We start from the raw sequence: 17,502 nt of genomic DNA on the forward strand, positions 1-17,502 counted from the left end.
TGAAAACATTTTCAAAAATAATAGAAAACAAAGAATAAGTGTACAAAATAAAGAAAGGAACTGCGAATGACGCCTCGGCGTCACAGCAGCTCCTTAAAATCGCCCGGCACCATCCCGACATGCTTCTTAAACTGCTTGTAGAAGTAGCCTGTCTCCCAGTACCCGACCTGTCTTGCAATCTCGTTTACCTTGAGCCTGCTGTCCGCCAGCAGTTCTTTCGCTTTATCAATACGATGTTTGTTCAGATAATCCGTGAACGTATCCCCCGTCTGCTTGTGAAAGAGCTGTCCGAGATAATTGGGGTGAATGTGGAATTGCAGTCCAAGCGACTTGAGCGTCAGCGCCTCCGCATAATGCTCGTGGATGTAGCGAAGCGCCTGCTTGATGACGGGACTCATGTCTTCCCCCGAGAACGAATCGGCGGCGAAGAATGCCGCGGTCCGTACGGCTTGCTCCACTCCTTCGAGCGTTGCCGCAGTCACCGCTTGGTCAAGCGCGGCTTGAAACGCCTCCGCCGCATCCGCGCGCCCGAGCTTGTCGACTTCGATCTTCATCATAATCATCAGCTCGATCGCCGCGCCTCTCGCCCGGACGGGATGCAGGCTTTCCGCCATCCGTAGAGCGGCGAAATCGCGGTTGATCACTCCCTCCAGCTCAGCCTTGTCCTTGGCGAGAATAGACTTGGCATAAGCCTCCCATTCGAATAATCCAGAAGGAAGAGCCTCCGCTTCCGCGGAAATATCCGCATAATCGAGCAAATGCGTGTCATGCCGCACCAGGAAGAACTGCTGCGTTTTACGCGCCTCTACGTAACTTGCGGCGGCATCAGCCGTCTCCACAATCCCGCCTAGCGCAATCCGCGGGCCGAGCTGCCTCTTGTCCCATTTGTCCGCCACTCTTTCCAAAGCTTCCTTTACCTTAGCTTGATTCCGCTTGTCCCCGTTTATGCAGCATAGAGCAGCTAGCTCGCCATCCTCGTTGCGAAAAGGAACAAACGACAAGCCGTCGGTCCCCTCGGCCTGGAGATCCGCGATGCAGCCGTCTAGATCAAGGCCGGGAGTATTCTGTTCCGGGCGAAAACGGATAATCGCCAATGCCGCAAGCGGCATCGACAGATCGATGTCGAGGAGCGCTGTCCGTTCTTGCAGCTCAGGCAACGCGATCCGGCCATTTACCCAGCGGGTCATCACGTTGTCCCGCAGGATTCCGATCTCGTCTTCCCCGAACGGCTGTGCCGGCTTGTCCGCCTCCAGCTTCCGCACCGTATCTGCCAGGGTCGCCTCCAGCTCCGCGAAGTTAATGGGCTTTAACAGGTAATTCTCAATGCCAAGGCGCATGCCTTCCTTCAGAAAATCGAATTCGTTGTAGCCGCTCAGGATGATCGCCTTTAATTGCGGCTGGAGCTCCCGCGCTTTGCGGATGAGCTCCAGTCCCGTCATAATCGGCATGGAAATATCCGTGATCAGCAGATCGACCTTGAGCTCGCGCAGCCGCTCGAGCGCTTCCTCTCCGTCTTCGGCGCTGCCAACGACCTCCAGGCCGAAGGCGGACCAATCGATGGCGTCGCTCAAGCCTTCCGTAATAAACGGCTCGTCGTCCACGAGCAATACTTTATACATCGCCAGCTTCCTCTCTTTCTACTTCCGCGGGCCAGGTCACCGTCACCGATGCCCCCTGCCCCGGCATGCTTTCTATGCTTAACCCGTAGCCGGGCCCGTGCACCAGTTCGATCCGCTCGTGAACGCTGCGCAGCCCGAAGGACTGTTGCTCCTCGGTTTCAGGCATCTTCAGCCGGCGCATAATGAGCGCAAGCTGCTCCGGCTCTATGCCTTTGCCGTTGTCGCGTATCCGGACCTGAATCAGGCCATGCTCTTGCACGGCTTCGATAAACAGGCGGTTGTTCTTGCGCCGGGAATCCATCCCGTGCACGATATAGTTCTCCACGATGGGCTGCAGGAGCAGCTTCGCGATTGGAACCCGCAGCAGCTCCTCGTCGCATTCGACCTCGTAGGCGAATTTGTCCTTGTAGCGAATCCGGAACAGCTCCAGGTACAGCCTGCACATCTCGAGTTCTTCGCCTAGCGTGTTCTCCGTCTTCGCGCTTACCGAGTTGCGGAACAGCACAGCGAGGCTGTAGATCATCTCGCCTACGTCAACCGCGCCTTGGGACATCGCCCGCATTCGGATGACCTCCAGCGTATTGTAGAGAAAATGCGGGTTTACCCTAGCTTGCAAGGCGGCCAGTTCCGTTTGCTTATGTCTTAGCTCCGCCTTGTATTCCCGGTCGATATGCCGGCCCAGCTCGTCGAGCATCTCGTTGAAGCTTTGGGAGATCTGCCCCAGCTCGTCCTCGCGGGCATCCTGCAGGCGGGCGGTAAGATTGCCTCCTTCGACCTTCCGCATGAAGTGCACGATCCGGTTTGTCCGCCTCGAGATATTAACGATCAGAATGGACGGAATAATCACCGCGACGATAATGCAGATCGAACTAATCAGAATGATCGTCCGCTTAAGGCCCGCGTATGCTTCCGCCATCGCGCTCTTCGGCATAATGCCAACAACGAGATACCCGGCCGTGTTCTGCGTCAGCGTGGAGATGTACGACTGCTCGTCGAGCAGCTCGGTTTGTTTCAGAGAGCCGACCTGCTGCATGTAAGGGAAGATCTTCCCATAGTATCGGTTCGCGGAATCGGACAATACTTGCCCATCCTGCGACAGCACCAGAATCTCGCCCTTAAGCGGGGTCCGCTGCTCATCAAGCGACCGGTTCACCATTCCGGAATCGAAGTATACGAGCAGCTGTCCGATGTTCTTGAGCGTATTCTTATCGTTCACTTGGGCACGCATGGAATACAGCTGCGAATTCCACTGGCCGATCAATCCGCGAATCCAAACATTCGGCGTTGCAGCTACGGCACCCTCCGATGCCATAATCTCGGGAATGTACGAGCGGGTCGGATTAGTCTTGTACAGCCGTCGCGGCCCGTTGCGGTTGAAGGCGTACAGCTGCTGCATGTCCGTGCTGTACAGCAGAATGTTCTGAACATCGGGGTCGGCATCCATCCGGTCCGCGAGGTAGCTCAGAATATCAACCGCGCTCTCGTTGCCGCCCGCGTAGTTCTGGTCAAGCATGTACTGCGCATAATCGCTGTAGGAATGCCGTAGGAAATAAGACGTGTTGCTCGCAAGCAGGCTGTTGCGATAGATGTCCTGCACCGTGTTCTGCACCCAGTCATACTTCTGCTCCATATAACGGTTCACCCGCTCCATCGCTTGCTTTTGGTTGTTCAGCTCGCTGTTCACGATGGAATCCGACATGAGTCCAAAGAGAAGATACGAAAGCGTGATAATGGTCAAATGCACGATAATCGCGAAGACGAGGATGACTTTGACGAACAGGTTGTTTTGTATATAGTTGTTGTAGATTTTCCGGAATTTCAAACGCCCGTGCCCTCTCTCTTCGATGTTGGGATTTGCCGACCATTATAACACTAAGGACGAAGCCGCGCCTTTTTTCATTAGAAAACTTCATTTCCAAATGAAAGAAATCTATTATTTATCCGACTCTATCTGAGTAAATGCTCATCCCGAAACGACATTGTAATACAGCTGTAACACTGTACTCAGATTCCTTTCATTTACGCAATCTATAATAAAGGACATGACCCCCCTTTATTATATTTCTCTCTTGCAGCCTGCGGCCCCGTGCCGCAGGCTCTTTGTTTTTGCCAGGGTAGCGTGGTAGTCTAAATAGGTGAGTTTTTTATAAGGACGGAGGGCAGCCATATGAGCGGCACTAATCATACAATTATTAGCCTGGCAGGCGTCAATTGTTTGCAGGTGGATCCGACCCGGGACAAGACGGGAACGGTCATTTTATATCATGGCTGGGGTTCTACTCAGGAGAGCTATTTATTTTTCGCAACTACGGTAGCTAGCTGGGGCTATAGGGTTATCGTACCGGAGCTTCTCCATCACGGTTATCGCGGCACGTTGGACTATGCCGATCCTGCCGTGCTTGAGCAGACGTTCCTTGAGATTGTTCTGCAGGGCTCGAAAGAAGCCGTCGGCATGGCCGAAGAGCTTAATGAACCAACCGGCAAAATCGCCATTATCGGCCATTCGGCGGGAGGATTTGTCGCAGCCGGAGCTTTTGCGAAGAACGCCAATATTGCTGCAGCCGTCGTCATCAACGGGTCCTGCGCCTGGACCGAATTCTATGAATCTTATTTGAGATACGCCGGAAAGCCGGCACTTGGCGAGGAAGAACGGAACGCTCTTGCGAAGCATGATCCGATCTCTTTATTATCCTTGGAGGACGAGAGAGGTTTATTGCTGCTGCACGGCAAAGAGGATACGACGGTACCGATTCACAGCCAGCGTTATTTTATGGAAAAAATGGCCCACGCCGCACCTGAACATCTCCGAATGGTTGAGTATAGCGGTGTCAACCATCAGATTACGCTCAAAATGCTGGAGCAGGCCAAATTGTGGCTGGACAGCCACCTAAATTAGCATAAAAAGCTAGATCTTGCTTACGGCGTCAACGAACTGGCGCGCGCGCTCGGTAACGAGATCAAACTTGCCTTCGCGAACCCATTCCAGGTTCAGCAGCTTGCCGCCCATACCGACCGCGTTGGCGCCTGCGGCGAAATAATCCTTGATATTATGCAGATCCACGCCGCCTGTCGCCATTATTGGAATGGAGTCCAGCGGTCCGCGAATTTCCGTTAAGTACTTGGTGCCAAGCGTCCCCATCGGGAACAGCTTTACCGCTTCGGCACCGGCTTTCCACGCCTTGACGATTTCCGTCGGCGTCATCACTCCCGGCCATACCGAAACCCCTTGCTCGTTCCCATAAGCGATAACTTCTTCGTCCAGGTTAGGCGAGATAAGAAACTGCGCTCCGGCAGCGACTGCCGTCTTAGCCATCTCTACGTCCAGCACCGTGCCGGCGCCAACCGCAGCTTGGCCGTCAAAGCGACTACGCCAGCGCTCGATCATTACGGCAGCGCCCGGCGTATTCATCGTAATCTCCATCAGGCGAATGCCGCCGTCCATTAAAGCTTGTCCGGCTGCGTCCGCTTGACTGTCTTCAATTCCTCTTAGAATCGCCACAATCTTATGTTCAAGCAAAAGCTCCAGCATTGTACTCATGTGATAAGCCTCCTCTTAAGTCCAATATTCTCGCAAGATGCGGATGAATACATTCGGGAAAGCCAGCGTTTCCATATCCTCGGGACCAATCCAGCGGTATTCGCTCCGCAGGCTGCCCGTTTCGTAAGCGGCTGCCGTCTCAGCAGCCAGACTCGCACCGGTAGCGCCAATTGCATCTAACCCCAAGTCGGCCAGGTAAATGCGCATTTTCCAATGAATATGGCTAAATACATGATCCGCGTCCATCAGCCAGCGGTCCGGACGAATAAGAAGCCCCGTCTCCGCTTCCATGGAACGGGTCAGCCATTCCCCTGCTTCCGCCGTGCTTGCGTTTGATTCGGATTGATCTGCGGCGTCAATTAACGGTTCTTGATCCTTCGGTACAAGAAGATGCGGCAGCTCCCACATTTGGGCGAGCAGCCCGGTATCCGGACGTTGGCGGACCAGGATTTTGCCTTCGTATGCACCGGTGCCGGTAATAATAACCGCCACCCGTTTCTCCGGACGCGGAGGTTTCGCCTTCGTCTTAATCGGCAGCTCCGTCTCCCGGCCAGCCCACCGCGCCGAGCAGTGCTCCATCACCGGGCATGGCAGGCAACTTGGCGACTTTGGCGTACAGACAAGCGCCCCAAGCTCCATCAAAGCTTGGTTGAAGTCGCCCGCCGCGCCTTTCGGAATAAGCGATTGCGCAAGCTTTTCGATGCCAACGCGGGTTGCGGGTTTCGCAATATCATCCTCGAGACAGAAATAACGGGACAATACGCGCATCACGTTGCCGTCAACGGCCGGCTCCGGGCGGTTGAAGGCGATGCTCATAATCGCACCGGTCGTGTAAGGACCAACGCCTTTCAACCCTGCAACCGCAGCTTTATCATCCGGCACAATACCCCCGTAACGCTGGACGACCTCGCGGGCTCCAGCCTGCAAATTCCGGGCGCGCGAATAATAGCCAAGTCCTTCCCAGCACTTCAGCACTTCTTCCTCCGGAGCTTCGGCAAGCGCCCGCACCGTCGGGAACTTATTCATAAACCGCTCGTAATAAGGAATCACCGTATCTACCCGCGTTTGCTGCAGCATAATTTCGGATACCCATACGCGGTACGGATCCTGATTCATCCGCCATGGCAAATCACGCTTAATCCTTCGATACCAAGTAAGCAGCTCGCGGCTGAAATAAGACTTGGCCTCCTCGTTGTGAATCGCTTCCATTAGTATTTCACCTCTTTATCCGCCATACCTTCCTGCATTTTCGGAATATATATTTTCATGATGCGGCGGTAATCCTTGGGCGTAACGCCTGTTTGCCGTTTAAGCAGCCTAGGCAAATAATGACTAAGCATCCCGACCTTGCCCGCAATCTCCGAGATCGGCAAGTTCGTTTCCCTCAGCAGTTTTTTGGCCCGCTCCAGGCGACGCTCCGTTACATATTGAATCGGCGAGCATCCCATTACGGTTTTGAAGGAAGTAATCAAATAATTGGGATGAAGGTACGCTACTTTAGCCAAATCCTCAATCTGAATATTATGATGAAGGTTGTTCTCAATATAATCGATGACGTCCGTCCATTTCTCCCCGCCTTCAAGCGTCTCGAAATACGGATCTCTGGACAGCATAATAACGCTTCTGTCCATATAGAAGCAGAAGAGCTGAAGAATAGCCGCCTTTAACTTCAAATTCGTAGTAATGCATTCATTCGCTTTGGCTTCAATCATTTGTTGGTACATCGCAATAACCTGATGTGTCTCCTCAATCGGAATGGAGAAGGATACAGGCTGCTTCAACATCTTAATAAACTTGAAATTGCCCGTCTCCACACTAAAATTACACCAGTAAGCCTTAAGCTTCTGATGCACGGTTGCTTCGTATAATACAGCCGTCTTAGGACGTATCAAATAAAGTCTGTTGGGCTCAATATGATGGACCTGTCCATCCAACGTAACAACGGCATTCCCTTCTAATACATACATAAATCGGTAAAACTCACTGCTTTCCTGGCCGGCGTTCCAGCCGACGTCTTTCTCCGAATAGGCAGCCATTGTGACCTCAAAATCAAATTGAGTAAATTGCCGTTGTAAAATTCGCTCGTTCGTGTCCATGACTACCCCTGTTGTGGTTTTCGTAAATAATTTACTCTATTATATAAGTATTACTGCTAAATTCATATGGAAGTTCTATCATCTTTTTAGATTTATTTTAATCTAGCACTAAAGAAAGAAGGAAATGGAAATGTTTGCAAAAAACTTGTTTGCCGCAATGCTGATTGCCTTGCTTCTTGCTGCCTGCGGAAACAATGGAAGCTCCGGCTCCCAAATCTCCACCAGTCATATGGATGCGCCCGAGAAGACAGGTGCCGTCTACAAGGCCAATTGCGTCAGCTGCCATGGCTCTGATCTGCAAGGACGCATGGGGGATCAGACCAATCTGCAAAAGGTTGGCGCGCGTATGACCGAACCGGAGATCGCGGAGCAAATCAAGCATGGCGGCAGCTCCATGCCTCCGTTCGAAGACCGGTTGACGGATGAGCAAATCGCAAGCCTGGCAGCTTGGCTCGCCAGCAAGCAATAAATATACGAAAAGGCTGATCGTCAAGCAGCTCCAGCAGCAGCTTAACGATCAGCCTTTATCTATTCCGGCTATTCCGTCTGTTCGACAATCGCCACCGCGGATGCGATCGAGCGATCATGCGTAATGGTAATATGGATGCGGTGGTTCTCAGCCATTCGTTCGAGCCGCTCCCAAGCTTGGCCGGACAACGTGCATTCCGGCTTGCCCTCTGGACCGCGCAAAATATCGATATCGGCAAAGCCAACTAGAGCTCCGATTCCGCAACCCAAAGCCTTCACGACGGCTTCCTTCGCCGCAAATCTTCCTGCCGTAAATTGCACCAGGCGTTTGCCCTCGTAACCATCGGCAATTTCCCGCTCCCGACTCGTCAATATCCGGCTCAGAAACCGGTCTCCCGCCTTGCCGGCAAGCAAAGCTTCGACCCGGTCCATATCCGTTACATCATGTCCGATCCCTGCTATCATCGTCTTGGTTAGATGCCCGGAATCGGGGAACGTTTATGCTCGGTACGCAAATATTGCTTCTCAAGCTTTGCTTGTGCTTCTTCCCCGATCTCTTTGCCTTCGAGGTACGCGCTGTTCTCGTCATACAGGATGCCCAGCTCCGACTCGTCGGTTTGCCCTTCCCAAAGTCCGGCGGTTGGCGCTTTGTCCAGAATGCTCTGCGGTACGCCAAGCACGCCAGCGAGCTGCCGAACTTGCCGTTTGTTCAGCGAGCTGAGCGGCGTAACGTCAACCGCGCCGTCGCCCCATTTGGTGAAGAAGCCCGTAATGGCCTCGGACGCATGATCCGTACCTACGACAAGCAAATTCAAGTCAAAAGCAAGCGCGTATTGAACTACCATCCTCGTTCTAGCCTTCACGTTGCCTTTGCCGCCGCGGCTAAGATGCCTTGGCATTCCGATCGACTTCAACGCATGTTCCGTCTCGATGGCAATCTCATCGACTGCTTCACCGATATTGGTCTCCGTCTTATACTTCAGCTGGAACGCTTCCGCCGTGGCATAGCTATCCGCGATATCCACTTGTTCCCCATAGGGTTGGAACACGCCAAGCGTGATATATTCCTTCCCGGTCTCGGCTGACAATTCATCGGTCGCCATCTTGCACAGCCCCGTAGTAACCGCGCTGTCAATACCGCCGCTAATCGCAATCAGAAGGCCGGTAGTGCCCGACTTCTTCACGTAATCCTTCAAGAAGTCAACGCGCTTTCGGATCTCCGCAGCGGGATCAATCTCCGGCTGTACGCCAAAGCGCTCGATTATTTCCTGTTGTAAACTCATCGTGCCCGTCTCCCCCTACTCCCAACGATCGAACTGCCGATTAACGGCAGTAGCGGTCAAATGCGTTTGTCAGATCTTCCGCGATTTCGGCAGCGGAACGGTTCTCGATTTGATGGCGTTCAATGAAATGAACAAGTTCGCCGTCTTTCATCAGAGCGATTGACGGGGAAGAAGGCGGGTACGGCGCAAAATATTCGCGCGCTTTAGCCGTTGCTTCTTTGTCTTGTCCGGCAAACACCGTGAACAGATGATCCGGCGTAATATCGTGTTGCAGCGCTTCCGCTACGCCAGGACGGCATTGGCCTGCGGCACAACCGCATACGGAGTTAACGACAACAAGCGTTGTTCCTTTTGCATCAGGCAGCGACGTTTCTACTTCTTCTGGCGTGCGAAGCTCTTGAATTCCGATCCGGGTCAAGTCGTCACGCATTGGTTGAACCATATCCAGCATATATCTTTCAAATGACATCGACATTTGAAAACACACTCCTTTGTAATAACCTAAATTTAGTTACTATTATACCGCTCGCCATGAAAATAAAGCAACCGGAGCGCACTCACTCCGGTTGCTTTTGCGGCGTTTCATCCGAGCCCGGAATCGGATCCCCGGCATGGTAAGCGCTGTTTTTATCGGGATGCATAAAGATCCCCGCTTGGGGCGTTATTCCCCGTTCGAAATAGTCCCGGTTCTCTGCGGTTTGGAATCCGACATCCTTGAAGGGATGAACCCACTGGTCACCGGCCATTATAGCCGGATCGGTCTCGGCGCTCCATTGATTAAGCGGAGAATCGGGTGAATCATATTCATGATCCCCGATTACAACGCCATACTCGTTAACGAACGGTTCGCGCGAGCCTCTTCCTTCCTTGAACTCGGGAAGAAAAGATATTTCGAACGGATCAAGCGACGGATCGTCTTCTTTGCCCTTGCCCATTATCGCCAGCCTTAGATGGAAGGGCGGTTTGGCCCGTCCAGCTTTTTATCGTAGCCCGCTTCGCCGGGAGCTGCCGATCCCGCTTTGTTTTTGCTTGCCTGCTCCGTTTGCTCCACTGAGTTGCCTCTTTTGTTCTTTGCCATCGTAGACGTCCTCCTCTGTAGATCTGAACTTTCTACGATAGTATGCGCGCCGGGCACATGCTTTATGTTCCGGCTTACGCGGATTGGCGGATGAACGAGACGATAAACGTTGTTCCGATTCCTTGTTCGGATTCCACTTCAATCCGGCCGTTATGGCGTTCCGCAATGCTAACGCACAGCGGCAGTCCCAATCCGGTTCCTTTGGTCTTGGTGGAGAAAAACGGATCAAAAATCCGCTGCTTCTGCTCTTCCGAAATGCCAACACCCTGATCCTGTATGCGTAATATAATCTCATCATTGTCTACTATGTAAGACGTATGAATGGACAAACAGCCCTTCTCATCCATTGCTTCCATGCCGTTGCGCGCCAAATTCAGAAGCAACTGCTTAATCTCTTTCTCATTAAGTTGAAGAGTTGGGATATAATCACAAAGCTCAACTTCGATCGTCTGGCCCCTTAGATTAGCATCCGCGTTCAGAAGCGGTACCATTTCACGAATAATCTCGTGAAGGGAAGTTTCCTCCATCGTTAATGCGCGGTTCTGGGCGAGAGACAAGAAATCGCTGATGATTGTGTTTGCGCGGTCCAGCTCGTCCATGACGATCCCGTAATAAGCCTGCTGGTTATCCGGACTCCGCTCCCGCATAAGCTGTACGAAACCCCGGATGACGGCCATCGGATTACGAATCTCATGGGTAATGCTCGCTGCCATCTGGCCGATTAAGCTTAAGCGTTCCATACGTCCGACCTCGCTGCGCAGCAAGGACAATTCCGTAATGTCATGCGCGGTTAGAACAGCGCCCGTCACCGTATCCGTCTGCAAATTGCGTATGCAAAAGGCAGTCTTCAGCAAAGTCCGGCCATTCTCCGCCTGCGGAATCTCTTGCACGGGACTATTCCCTTGCAGAGCTTCGCGCAGGAGCCGTACGCTAGTTGCTTGATTTCCTTCGCCAAAAAACTCATGGAAGTATTGGCCGACTATATTTTGTCCGCCGGCGAGCATTCGGACGCCCATCTCGTTTAGATGCGTGATTTTCCCATACTGGTTCACCAGTACAACCGCAATCTGCGTTTGGTCAATGAACTGTTCGAGCTTCTCGACTTCCTGCCGGTAGCTAAGCGATACCCGCTTCACATCATAATGCAACTGGGCATTTTCTTTGTAGGTCTCTACGGCATACACCGATATCCATGCCGACAATGCCGACATCGCGATCGTGAGAAGAGTAAGTAGCACAAACTCCAGCGTCACCGGCATATCCGTCGTAAAAACCGCAACCGCAAAAGAGATAATAACAAACGCGCTTATGCCCGCAACAAGCTTCATCACGATTCTCATCTTGTTGCGGCGGTTAGTTCGCTGGAATGGCCCAATTGAAGCAAGCATGACCAATACATACAAGACGATAAAGGTAATAAAAACAACCGTTTCCGACGGACTATCAAGTGAAGGAATACGAAATGCCGAATAGACGCCGCTTAATAATAGAAGAAAATAAGGCCCGCCATATAAAGAACCTATTAATAAAGGCAACAGCCGAAAGTTCATTTCATAACCGTAATATTCTTTTGTGAAAAACATGCACAATGCCATGGCGATGCAGCTGGACAAACCCACAATAACGGGAATTCTCCGCCATAAGCGGCTCGAATTATGCCATAACTGAAAGGCAAAGGCAGGTACAAGCGTAATAAAGAATTGTAACAGCAATTCTTTCAACACGGACGATCAGTCTCCTAACGAAACACGTCATGTACTGTCTTTACCCATTCTCTTGCTAGTCCGATTAAAACATAACTCTCAATATTTTACAATCGCTTAGCTATCCAGTTCGTAACAATATTCAATAAATGAGTGGCATAAATGTCATTATGCAGCTCATGGTAACCGCCTTCATACGTAACAAATTTACAACGCTCCTGCAGACGTTCCTCTACCTCCTTGCTAGCCTCATAGGAAGTTACGCGATCCCCCGTTCCATGAACCAGCAAGACCGGCATTTCAAGTTCCCCGCTATGGGCAATCGCCCATTCTCCGGAGTCCGTCATAATATGAAAGGTTCGGATCGTGATGGCGCTATGGCATAACGGATCCCCGAGGAAGGTTACGGCATGGTCATAACCGGGACGGTACAAGTCGTCAGGACTGATACCGGTCGATAAAGTCAGCTTGGGCATCACGCGTACAAGCAGACGGGCCAATGCTTTCATAGCTGCATTAGGGCCTTTGGCAAGGCGAAGCCACGGACTGCTCAGAATCAGACCGTTAATCCGAGGCTTTAGGAGAAGCGCGCTATTCAAAGCTACATTCCCTCCCATGCTATGTCCGTATAGAAAAACAGGGAGCTGCGGATAACGTGTTCCAGCCTCCTCCAACAGCAGCCCCGTATTGTGAACCGCCGCTTCAATAGAAGTAAGATGTCCCCGCTTGCCGCCGGATTTACCGTGTCCTTCCTGATCATGGGCTAGAACCGCATAACCTTCGCTTGTCAGCCTCTCCGCAACCGCCGAATATCGCTCTCCATGCTCGCCCATCCCATGCACGATACATACAGCGCCTCTTGGCTCTTTCGCTTCAGGCAGCCATTGTCTTGCGTAAATCTCGATGCCGCCTGCCCCGCTGAACCGCCAGTCCGTCCTTTTCATATGCGCTCCGCTCCTCTAAATTCGAATCTGTCATCATTATATTTCAATATTAGCAAGTTGAAACCGCTTTGCCGTCTTTTGGCGGCGAGGCACGATGCAAATAAATTCTTAGAATTTGAAAAAAAATGTTACAATGTACAGCAAACAGAAATACACTTCAAGTCAGGAGAATCGCACAAGATGTATGACGTTATTATTATCGGCGGCGGACCATCCGGATTGATGGCTGCCGTTGCAGCCAGCGAAGCAGGCGCGTCTACCCTGCTCATAGATAAAGGGGACAAGCTTGGACGCAAGCTCGGCATCTCCGGCGGAGGCCGGTGCAATGTCACCAACGCGAATGAAATGGACGAATTGATCCGCAATATACCCGGCAACGGCCGATTTTTATTCAGCGCCTTGAACCAATTCGGCAACCGCGAGATCATCGCCTTTTTTGAAGGAATGGGCATTGCCTTGAAGGAAGAAGACCGCGGACGGATGTTCCCGGTATCCGACAAAGCGAAGACGGTTGTAGAGGCGCTGATTCGCAAAGTGAAGGAACAAGGCGTCGAGATTCGCACGAACATGCCGGTGAAGGAAATTATGTACGAGAACGGAGCCGTGCAAGGAATCCGGATTGCTTCGGGCACAATCATCCCCGCGAAAGCCGTAATCGTCGCTACGGGCGGCAAATCCGTTCCGCATACGGGCTCAACGGGCGACGGTTATCCTTGGGCCAAAAAAGCCGGGCACACGATTACCGATCTATACCCGACGGAAGTACCGCTCACCTCGGCTGAGCCATGGATCCGTAGCAAAGAGCTGCAAGGACTATCCTTGCGCGACGTTACCCTTAGCGTCTGGAATGCGAAGGGCAAAAAGCTCGTTTCCCATGAAGGCGATATGATCTTCACCCATTTTGGCTTATCGGGCCCTGCGGCTTTGCGCTGCAGCCAGTTTGTCGTGAAGGAACTCAAGAAAACAGCCGGGGGCGAGAATGATAAACCAACCGTCCTCGTCACTATTGATCTGCTGCCGGACCGATCCGAAGCCGAGATCTTCGACGAGACGCTAAAGCTTGCCAAACAGGATCCGAAAAAAGCGGTTAAAAACGTACTGCGCGGTTATGTGCAGGAAAGATTGCTTGATCTTCTGCTGCGCCAATGCGAGATCAACGGCGATATTACGTACGACAATATTCCGAAAGAACCATGGCGTGAGCTGGCTACAAGAATGAAGCAGTTCCCGGTAGCGGTGAACGGGACTTTATCGATTGAAGAAGCTTTTGTAACGGGGGGCGGCGTGCATCTGAAGGAGCTTGATCCGAAGACGATGCAGTCAAAGCTTGTCCAAGGCTTGTACTTCTGCGGAGAAGTGCTCGATATTCACGGTTATACGGGAGGTTACAATATTACGGCCGCATTTACGACGGGCCATTCTGCAGGAACAAGCGCGGCATCGGCTGCTTTAGGCAGCTGAAGCCGCGCTTTCTTTTTTTACGTATGAACATCCCCAGAGAAATGGCTATACTCACCGGGATCAGGCAGAAACTCGTTTGCCGTATCCGCATCGTCATCCCAATTATGCAAATCCGCTGCTTCTTCAGCCCCAACCCAATCCTCGTTCACCATATGCGCCGGAATCGTAATTGCGTTCATGGAATAAGCAGAATCGGTCACCGCGCCATTCTGTATAGCAGCTTGCTCTACCAGTTGGCCGCCATGAGACATCGCGATTTCCAGCGCGGATGTCAGATCAACGCCGTCTACATGAATATGCAGGCGGTTCCCCTCATGCATGAGAGGCTCGTATCCGAGCTCCTGCAGCGTATCCCGAGCAAGAGCTGCGCTAAAGGAATCTGCGAAATCAAATAAAATCGCCGAACTCATTGTCTCATCTCCTTCAATAGACTTTCCAAACATTAGGATTCCCTAACTTTACCGAAATTTATGATGAAAAGCGGTTGTCATTTCAACAAAACTTTATATAATTTAAGTTATACAACTAAACGTAAGGTTTTGTAACATGACGTGTTATATTATGCCGGTAGCCACATAATAACTTCCAGGAAGGTGACAGAGCGATGGATAACGTGTTTTATTTATTAACCGATCCGATGTTTATCGTCGAGCTTGAGCATAACCGTTGGTATATACGCGACATTAATTATGCCTTCACAACGTTAACCGGGTACAAAAAAGCGGAGCTTACGGATGCCGACCCGGACGGCTTGTTAAGAAGAGGGTTCACTTTCGGCGGATTAATGACTCAATTTGGCGACGATAATGAACAAACGGTCGAGCAGGAACTTATTTCGAAGTCAACGGCGTCATTACCCGTTCGATTCACGAGCCGGCGCCTCCCGTCCAGCGAGCAAACCTGTTATATTATCATCGTCAAAGACATATCGGAAGAGAAATATATTGAAGAATTCGCCATGGATAACCAAGTGCTGATGAGCATCCGAGTATCCGAGCAATTCCGGATCACCAACGCGACCAGATATTACTCCCCCTTTAAGCAACGCGGCAACAACCTGATGAATCAGTTCATCTTTGATCATGTCGCGGAAGAAAACCGCAAATCGCTTCGCCGCATTATGGAATACGCGCGAACTCACGGCACAGCCGAACATGCGGAGATTCGCCTCCACATTGGCGATCAAGTACGGCTGACGACGGCCGTCATCAAACCTTTCTACTCCGGGAACAAGGAGTTTAAGAGCTATGTCATCCTGTTAACGGGCATTCTTCAGCCGGCCCGGGAAGAAGATGCCGCCTACAAGCTCCGCATGTTGATGTTGAGCAAGAACGTCACTGCCACATCACTTGCCCAATCCACCTTAATCTCGCTGACGACCATCTCCAAAATCCGCAACGGCAAAATTAAAAAACCCCAACGCCTGACGGCCGAATTAATAGCCGGGGAGCTGGGGGTTAAGCCGGAAACGATATGGAGCGGCTTCAAGCGTTATTAGATTAGAAGCGGAACTTCATAACCTGATCATTCAAATCTTGAGCAATATCCGTTAAACCGCCTGCGGCAGAAGCAATCTCTTCGGCCGAGGCGGTTTGTTTGTCCGCGCTTTCCGAAACTTCTTTCGCAATATCATAGGTACGGCGGGCAATCTCCGTCAGTTGATCGATGGATGCCGATACTTCCTCCGAGCTAGCCGCGAGCTGCTCGGCCGCTGCGGCAACCTCTTCGATCTTGCCGGATACGTTGCCGGCCGCAACCGTAATCTGGCGGAAAGACATCCCCGCCGCATTAACGCTTTCAAACCCCTTTAAGGTTTCCTTGCGGCTCTCATTCATTTTTTCCACGGTTAGATTTGTATCTTCCTTGATCTTCCCGATTACGCCCGCGATGTCCGCCACCGAAACCGCCGTCTGAACTGACAGCTTGCGCACTTCTTCCGCTACAACCGCAAACCCTTTCCCCGCTTCCCCCGCTCTGGCAGCCTCAATGGCCGCATTAAGCGCCAGCAGATTGGTCTGTTTGGAGATAGTACCGATGAAATCCGTGATCTTGCCAATGCTGGCCATATGGCGCTCCAACAAAGCAACGTGTTCGGCAGCCGACCGTACCGTCTCGTCGATGACCCCCATCGTAATGACGGCTTGTTCAATCGTTGCCGCACCTTCTTGTGCCTGCCGCTCCGCTCTTGACGACAATTCCGCCGCCGTTTGGCTGCTCTCCGCGATCCGCTGCGTTCCGTGAGCCATCTCTTCGGTTGAACGGCCGATTTCCTCGAAGCTATGGAGCTGCTCTTGCGAACCCGAAGCCGCTTCCCGGAACATCGCCGAGGCTTGCAAGACTACTCCCGCGTTTTGTTCAGAAGCCGCCAGCATCTCTTCGGAAGAAGCCGAAATACTAGAGGAGGCGGTTTGCACGCTTTGCATCGCGGCCCTAAGCGATCCAACCATATCCTCGAGCGCCCGCACCATCACTCCAATCTCGTCGCGGCTTTTTACTTTAGGAATGACGACGGATAAAGATCCGCCCGCCACTTCCGCAATCACGTCCGACGATCGCTTGATCGGGATTGATATCGTCCGCCTTACGTAATACAGCAAGGCAAGCACCAGCAGCAGCGCGCCGCCAAGACTGCACGCAATTGTCAGCACCGATTCGCGATTGATGCTCTCGCTGGAATCCTCCGCAGCTTTCGCCCCTTCTTCGTTGATCCGGATTAATGTATCTATGTAAGACTGCATTGTGCTGAAAGACAATTCAGAAGCCATTAACGCATCGGCAATCTCCTTGTCCGCCTCCTGGTTAGAATACCGGATAACATTGCGGTACAAGGCCAGATAAGCTTTCCATTCGCCCTCCAGATTTCGGGACAAATTCATGTCATCGCCTGTTTTCGGAAGCGCCATAAACGCCTGAAGCTTTTGCTGCAGCACGACAATCGTATATTCGCCGTCCTCCTCCAGCATTTTGCGCTTCAAAGAGTTGCTCTCCCAAGCCATCTTGTATTGAATCGTCAACATATGTTCATTCAAATAATTGATTTCATTGATCGCCTTAATATTCGCGAGCCACACCTGCGAAATTTCCCGCGCATTGTTCGTCAGCTTCCCCATTCGGTCAAAGCTAAGCATGCCGTTCACCGCCATAATAATGACGATAGCCAGGAAGGATAAAATGAGTCTTTGGCTAACTGATATTTTCCACTTCCATTTGTTCGCGAATGATTGCTGCGTCTGCTGCATCAAAAAAGCCCCCTTCTCGACTATGCTGTTAGTATAGCTCACATGTAAATATCAACCAAAGTCGCAAGCATGC

General features: G+C 51.8%; 18 protein-coding genes. 4 read left to right on the forward strand and 14 right to left on the reverse strand.

Annotation, left to right across the window (positions count from 1 at the left end):
* Positions 1-80 precede the first annotated feature (80 nt).
* Positions 81-1,619, reverse strand: a complete 1,539-nt coding sequence (locus QQK89_RS02570) for a response regulator transcription factor (protein WP_284236849.1) — start codon at positions 1,617-1,619, stop codon at positions 81-83.
* Positions 1,612-3,441: a sensor histidine kinase gene (locus QQK89_RS02575; RefSeq protein ID WP_284236850.1), complete on the reverse strand. Its 1,830-nt coding sequence runs from the start codon at positions 3,439-3,441 to the stop codon at positions 1,612-1,614. Before QQK89_RS02575 ends, QQK89_RS02570 begins: the two co-directional genes overlap by 8 nt.
* Positions 3,442-3,786: 345 nt before the next feature.
* Between QQK89_RS02575 and QQK89_RS02580 the strand changes: the two genes are divergently transcribed.
* The gene (locus QQK89_RS02580) at positions 3,787-4,515 is read left to right on the forward strand and encodes an alpha/beta hydrolase family protein (RefSeq protein ID WP_284236851.1); all 729 of its coding nucleotides are present in this window, start codon (positions 3,787-3,789) and stop codon (positions 4,513-4,515) included.
* 9 nt (positions 4,516-4,524) lie between these two features.
* Here the strand turns inward: QQK89_RS02580 and QQK89_RS02585 are convergent, their stop codons facing one another.
* The 3 genes from QQK89_RS02585 to QQK89_RS02595 are packed head-to-tail and all read right to left on the reverse strand — an operon-like array spanning position 4,525 to position 7,193.
* On the reverse strand, positions 4,525-5,157 hold the full coding sequence (locus QQK89_RS02585) for a bifunctional 4-hydroxy-2-oxoglutarate aldolase/2-dehydro-3-deoxy-phosphogluconate aldolase (protein WP_284236852.1): 633 nt from the start codon (positions 5,155-5,157) through the stop codon (positions 4,525-4,527).
* A 15-nt stretch (positions 5,158-5,172) separates the two neighbouring features.
* The gene (mutY, locus tag QQK89_RS02590; protein ID WP_284236853.1) at positions 5,173-6,366 is read right to left on the reverse strand and encodes an A/G-specific adenine glycosylase; all 1,194 of its coding nucleotides are present in this window, start codon (positions 6,364-6,366) and stop codon (positions 5,173-5,175) included.
* Positions 6,366-7,193 carry an AraC family transcriptional regulator gene (locus QQK89_RS02595; protein WP_284236854.1) on the reverse strand — a complete coding sequence of 276 codons (828 nt, stop codon included), beginning with the start codon at positions 7,191-7,193 and terminating at the stop codon, positions 6,366-6,368. Before QQK89_RS02595 ends, mutY begins: the two co-directional genes overlap by 1 nt.
* 190 nt (positions 7,194-7,383) lie before the next feature.
* Here QQK89_RS02595 and QQK89_RS02600 point away from each other — a divergent pair, with 190 nt between their 5' ends.
* A complete protein-coding gene (locus tag QQK89_RS02600) occupies positions 7,384-7,722 on the forward strand; it encodes a c-type cytochrome (protein ID WP_284236855.1) in 339 nt (112 codons plus the stop codon).
* Positions 7,723-7,790: 68 nt separating this feature from the next.
* Here the strand turns inward: QQK89_RS02600 and acpS are convergent, their stop codons facing one another.
* The 7 genes from acpS to QQK89_RS02635 all read right to left on the reverse strand — a co-directional run bounded on the left by acpS (position 7,791) and on the right by QQK89_RS02635 (position 12,729).
* Positions 7,791-8,186 carry a holo-ACP synthase gene (gene acpS / locus QQK89_RS02605; protein ID WP_284236856.1) on the reverse strand — a complete coding sequence of 132 codons (396 nt, stop codon included), beginning with the start codon at positions 8,184-8,186 and terminating at the stop codon, positions 7,791-7,793.
* A gap of 8 nt (positions 8,187-8,194) precedes the next feature.
* Positions 8,195-9,004: an ammonia-dependent NAD(+) synthetase gene (gene nadE / locus QQK89_RS02610; protein ID WP_284236857.1), complete on the reverse strand. Its 810-nt coding sequence runs from the start codon at positions 9,002-9,004 to the stop codon at positions 8,195-8,197.
* Positions 9,005-9,044: 40 nt separating this feature from the next.
* Positions 9,045-9,479 (reverse strand): BrxA/BrxB family bacilliredoxin, encoded by a 435-nt coding sequence (locus QQK89_RS02615; protein WP_284236858.1) that lies wholly within the window; start codon positions 9,477-9,479, stop codon positions 9,045-9,047.
* 82 nt (positions 9,480-9,561) lie between these two features.
* Positions 9,562-9,939, reverse strand: a complete 378-nt coding sequence (locus QQK89_RS02620; protein WP_284236859.1) for a DUF3905 domain-containing protein — start codon at positions 9,937-9,939, stop codon at positions 9,562-9,564.
* A gap of 11 nt (positions 9,940-9,950) precedes the next feature.
* Entirely contained in the window at positions 9,951-10,082 is a 132-nt protein-coding gene (locus tag QQK89_RS02625; protein WP_284236861.1) for a hypothetical protein, read from the reverse strand.
* Between the two features lie 74 nt (positions 10,083-10,156).
* The gene (locus QQK89_RS02630) at positions 10,157-11,806 is read right to left on the reverse strand and encodes an ATP-binding protein (protein WP_284236862.1); all 1,650 of its coding nucleotides are present in this window, start codon (positions 11,804-11,806) and stop codon (positions 10,157-10,159) included.
* A gap of 86 nt (positions 11,807-11,892) precedes the next feature.
* On the reverse strand, positions 11,893-12,729 hold the full coding sequence (locus QQK89_RS02635) for an alpha/beta hydrolase (RefSeq protein ID WP_284236863.1): 837 nt from the start codon (positions 12,727-12,729) through the stop codon (positions 11,893-11,895).
* 180 nt (positions 12,730-12,909) lie between these two features.
* Between QQK89_RS02635 and QQK89_RS02640 the strand changes: the two genes are divergently transcribed.
* Complete coding sequence (locus QQK89_RS02640; RefSeq protein WP_284236864.1) at positions 12,910-14,190, forward strand: NAD(P)/FAD-dependent oxidoreductase; 1,281 nt, start codon at positions 12,910-12,912, stop codon at positions 14,188-14,190.
* Positions 14,191-14,207: 17 nt separating this feature from the next.
* Here the strand turns inward: QQK89_RS02640 and QQK89_RS02645 are convergent, their stop codons facing one another.
* Complete coding sequence (locus tag QQK89_RS02645; protein ID WP_284236865.1) at positions 14,208-14,600, reverse strand: hypothetical protein; 393 nt, start codon at positions 14,598-14,600, stop codon at positions 14,208-14,210.
* Positions 14,601-14,794: 194 nt separating this feature from the next.
* Here QQK89_RS02645 and QQK89_RS02650 point away from each other — a divergent pair, with 194 nt between their 5' ends.
* On the forward strand, positions 14,795-15,688 hold the full coding sequence (locus tag QQK89_RS02650) for a helix-turn-helix domain-containing protein (protein ID WP_284236866.1): 894 nt from the start codon (positions 14,795-14,797) through the stop codon (positions 15,686-15,688).
* A gap of 1 nt (position 15,689) precedes the next feature.
* Here the strand turns inward: QQK89_RS02650 and QQK89_RS02655 are convergent, their stop codons facing one another.
* On the reverse strand, positions 15,690-17,429 hold the full coding sequence (locus tag QQK89_RS02655) for a methyl-accepting chemotaxis protein (protein ID WP_284236867.1): 1,740 nt from the start codon (positions 17,427-17,429) through the stop codon (positions 15,690-15,692).
* Positions 17,430-17,502 lie beyond the last annotated feature (73 nt).

Source organism: Paenibacillus glycanilyticus (assembly GCF_030161375.1).
Lineage (GTDB): Bacteria > Bacillota > Bacilli > Paenibacillales > Paenibacillaceae > Pristimantibacillus > Pristimantibacillus glycanilyticus_B.

Bases quoted from the DNA above. Each gene is read 5' to 3' on its own strand.
- QQK89_RS02585 (WP_284236852.1), bottom strand. From the start codon at position 5,157: ATGAGTACAATGCTGGAGCTTTTGCTTGAACATAAGATTGTGGCGATT.
- mutY (WP_284236853.1), bottom strand. From the start codon at position 6,366: ATGGAAGCGATTCACAACGAGGAGGCCAAGTCTTATTTCAGCCGCGAG.
- QQK89_RS02595 (WP_284236854.1), bottom strand. From the start codon at position 7,193: ATGGCTGCCTATTCGGAGAAAGACGTCGGCTGGAACGCCGGCCAGGAA.
- QQK89_RS02625 (WP_284236861.1), bottom strand. From the start codon at position 10,082: ATGGCAAAGAACAAAAGAGGCAACTCAGTGGAGCAAACGGAGCAGGCA.
- QQK89_RS02570 (WP_284236849.1), bottom strand. From the start codon at position 1,619: ATGTATAAAGTATTGCTCGTGGACGACGAGCCGTTTATTACGGAAGGC.
- acpS (WP_284236856.1), bottom strand. From the start codon at position 8,186: ATGATAGCAGGGATCGGACATGATGTAACGGATATGGACCGGGTCGAA.
- QQK89_RS02640 (WP_284236864.1), top strand. From the start codon at position 12,910: ATGTATGACGTTATTATTATCGGCGGCGGACCATCCGGATTGATGGCT.
- QQK89_RS02650 (WP_284236866.1), top strand. From the start codon at position 14,795: ATGGATAACGTGTTTTATTTATTAACCGATCCGATGTTTATCGTCGAG.
- QQK89_RS02655 (WP_284236867.1), bottom strand. From the start codon at position 17,429: ATGCAGCAGACGCAGCAATCATTCGCGAACAAATGGAAGTGGAAAATA.
- QQK89_RS02635 (WP_284236863.1), bottom strand. From the start codon at position 12,729: ATGAAAAGGACGGACTGGCGGTTCAGCGGGGCAGGCGGCATCGAGATT.
- QQK89_RS02620 (WP_284236859.1), bottom strand. From the start codon at position 9,939: ATGGGCAAGGGCAAAGAAGACGATCCGTCGCTTGATCCGTTCGAAATA.
- QQK89_RS02615 (WP_284236858.1), bottom strand. From the start codon at position 9,479: ATGTCGATGTCATTTGAAAGATATATGCTGGATATGGTTCAACCAATG.
- QQK89_RS02600 (WP_284236855.1), top strand. From the start codon at position 7,384: ATGTTTGCAAAAAACTTGTTTGCCGCAATGCTGATTGCCTTGCTTCTT.
- QQK89_RS02580 (WP_284236851.1), top strand. From the start codon at position 3,787: ATGAGCGGCACTAATCATACAATTATTAGCCTGGCAGGCGTCAATTGT.
- nadE (WP_284236857.1), bottom strand. From the start codon at position 9,004: ATGAGTTTACAACAGGAAATAATCGAGCGCTTTGGCGTACAGCCGGAG.
- QQK89_RS02645 (WP_284236865.1), bottom strand. From the start codon at position 14,600: ATGAGTTCGGCGATTTTATTTGATTTCGCAGATTCCTTTAGCGCAGCT.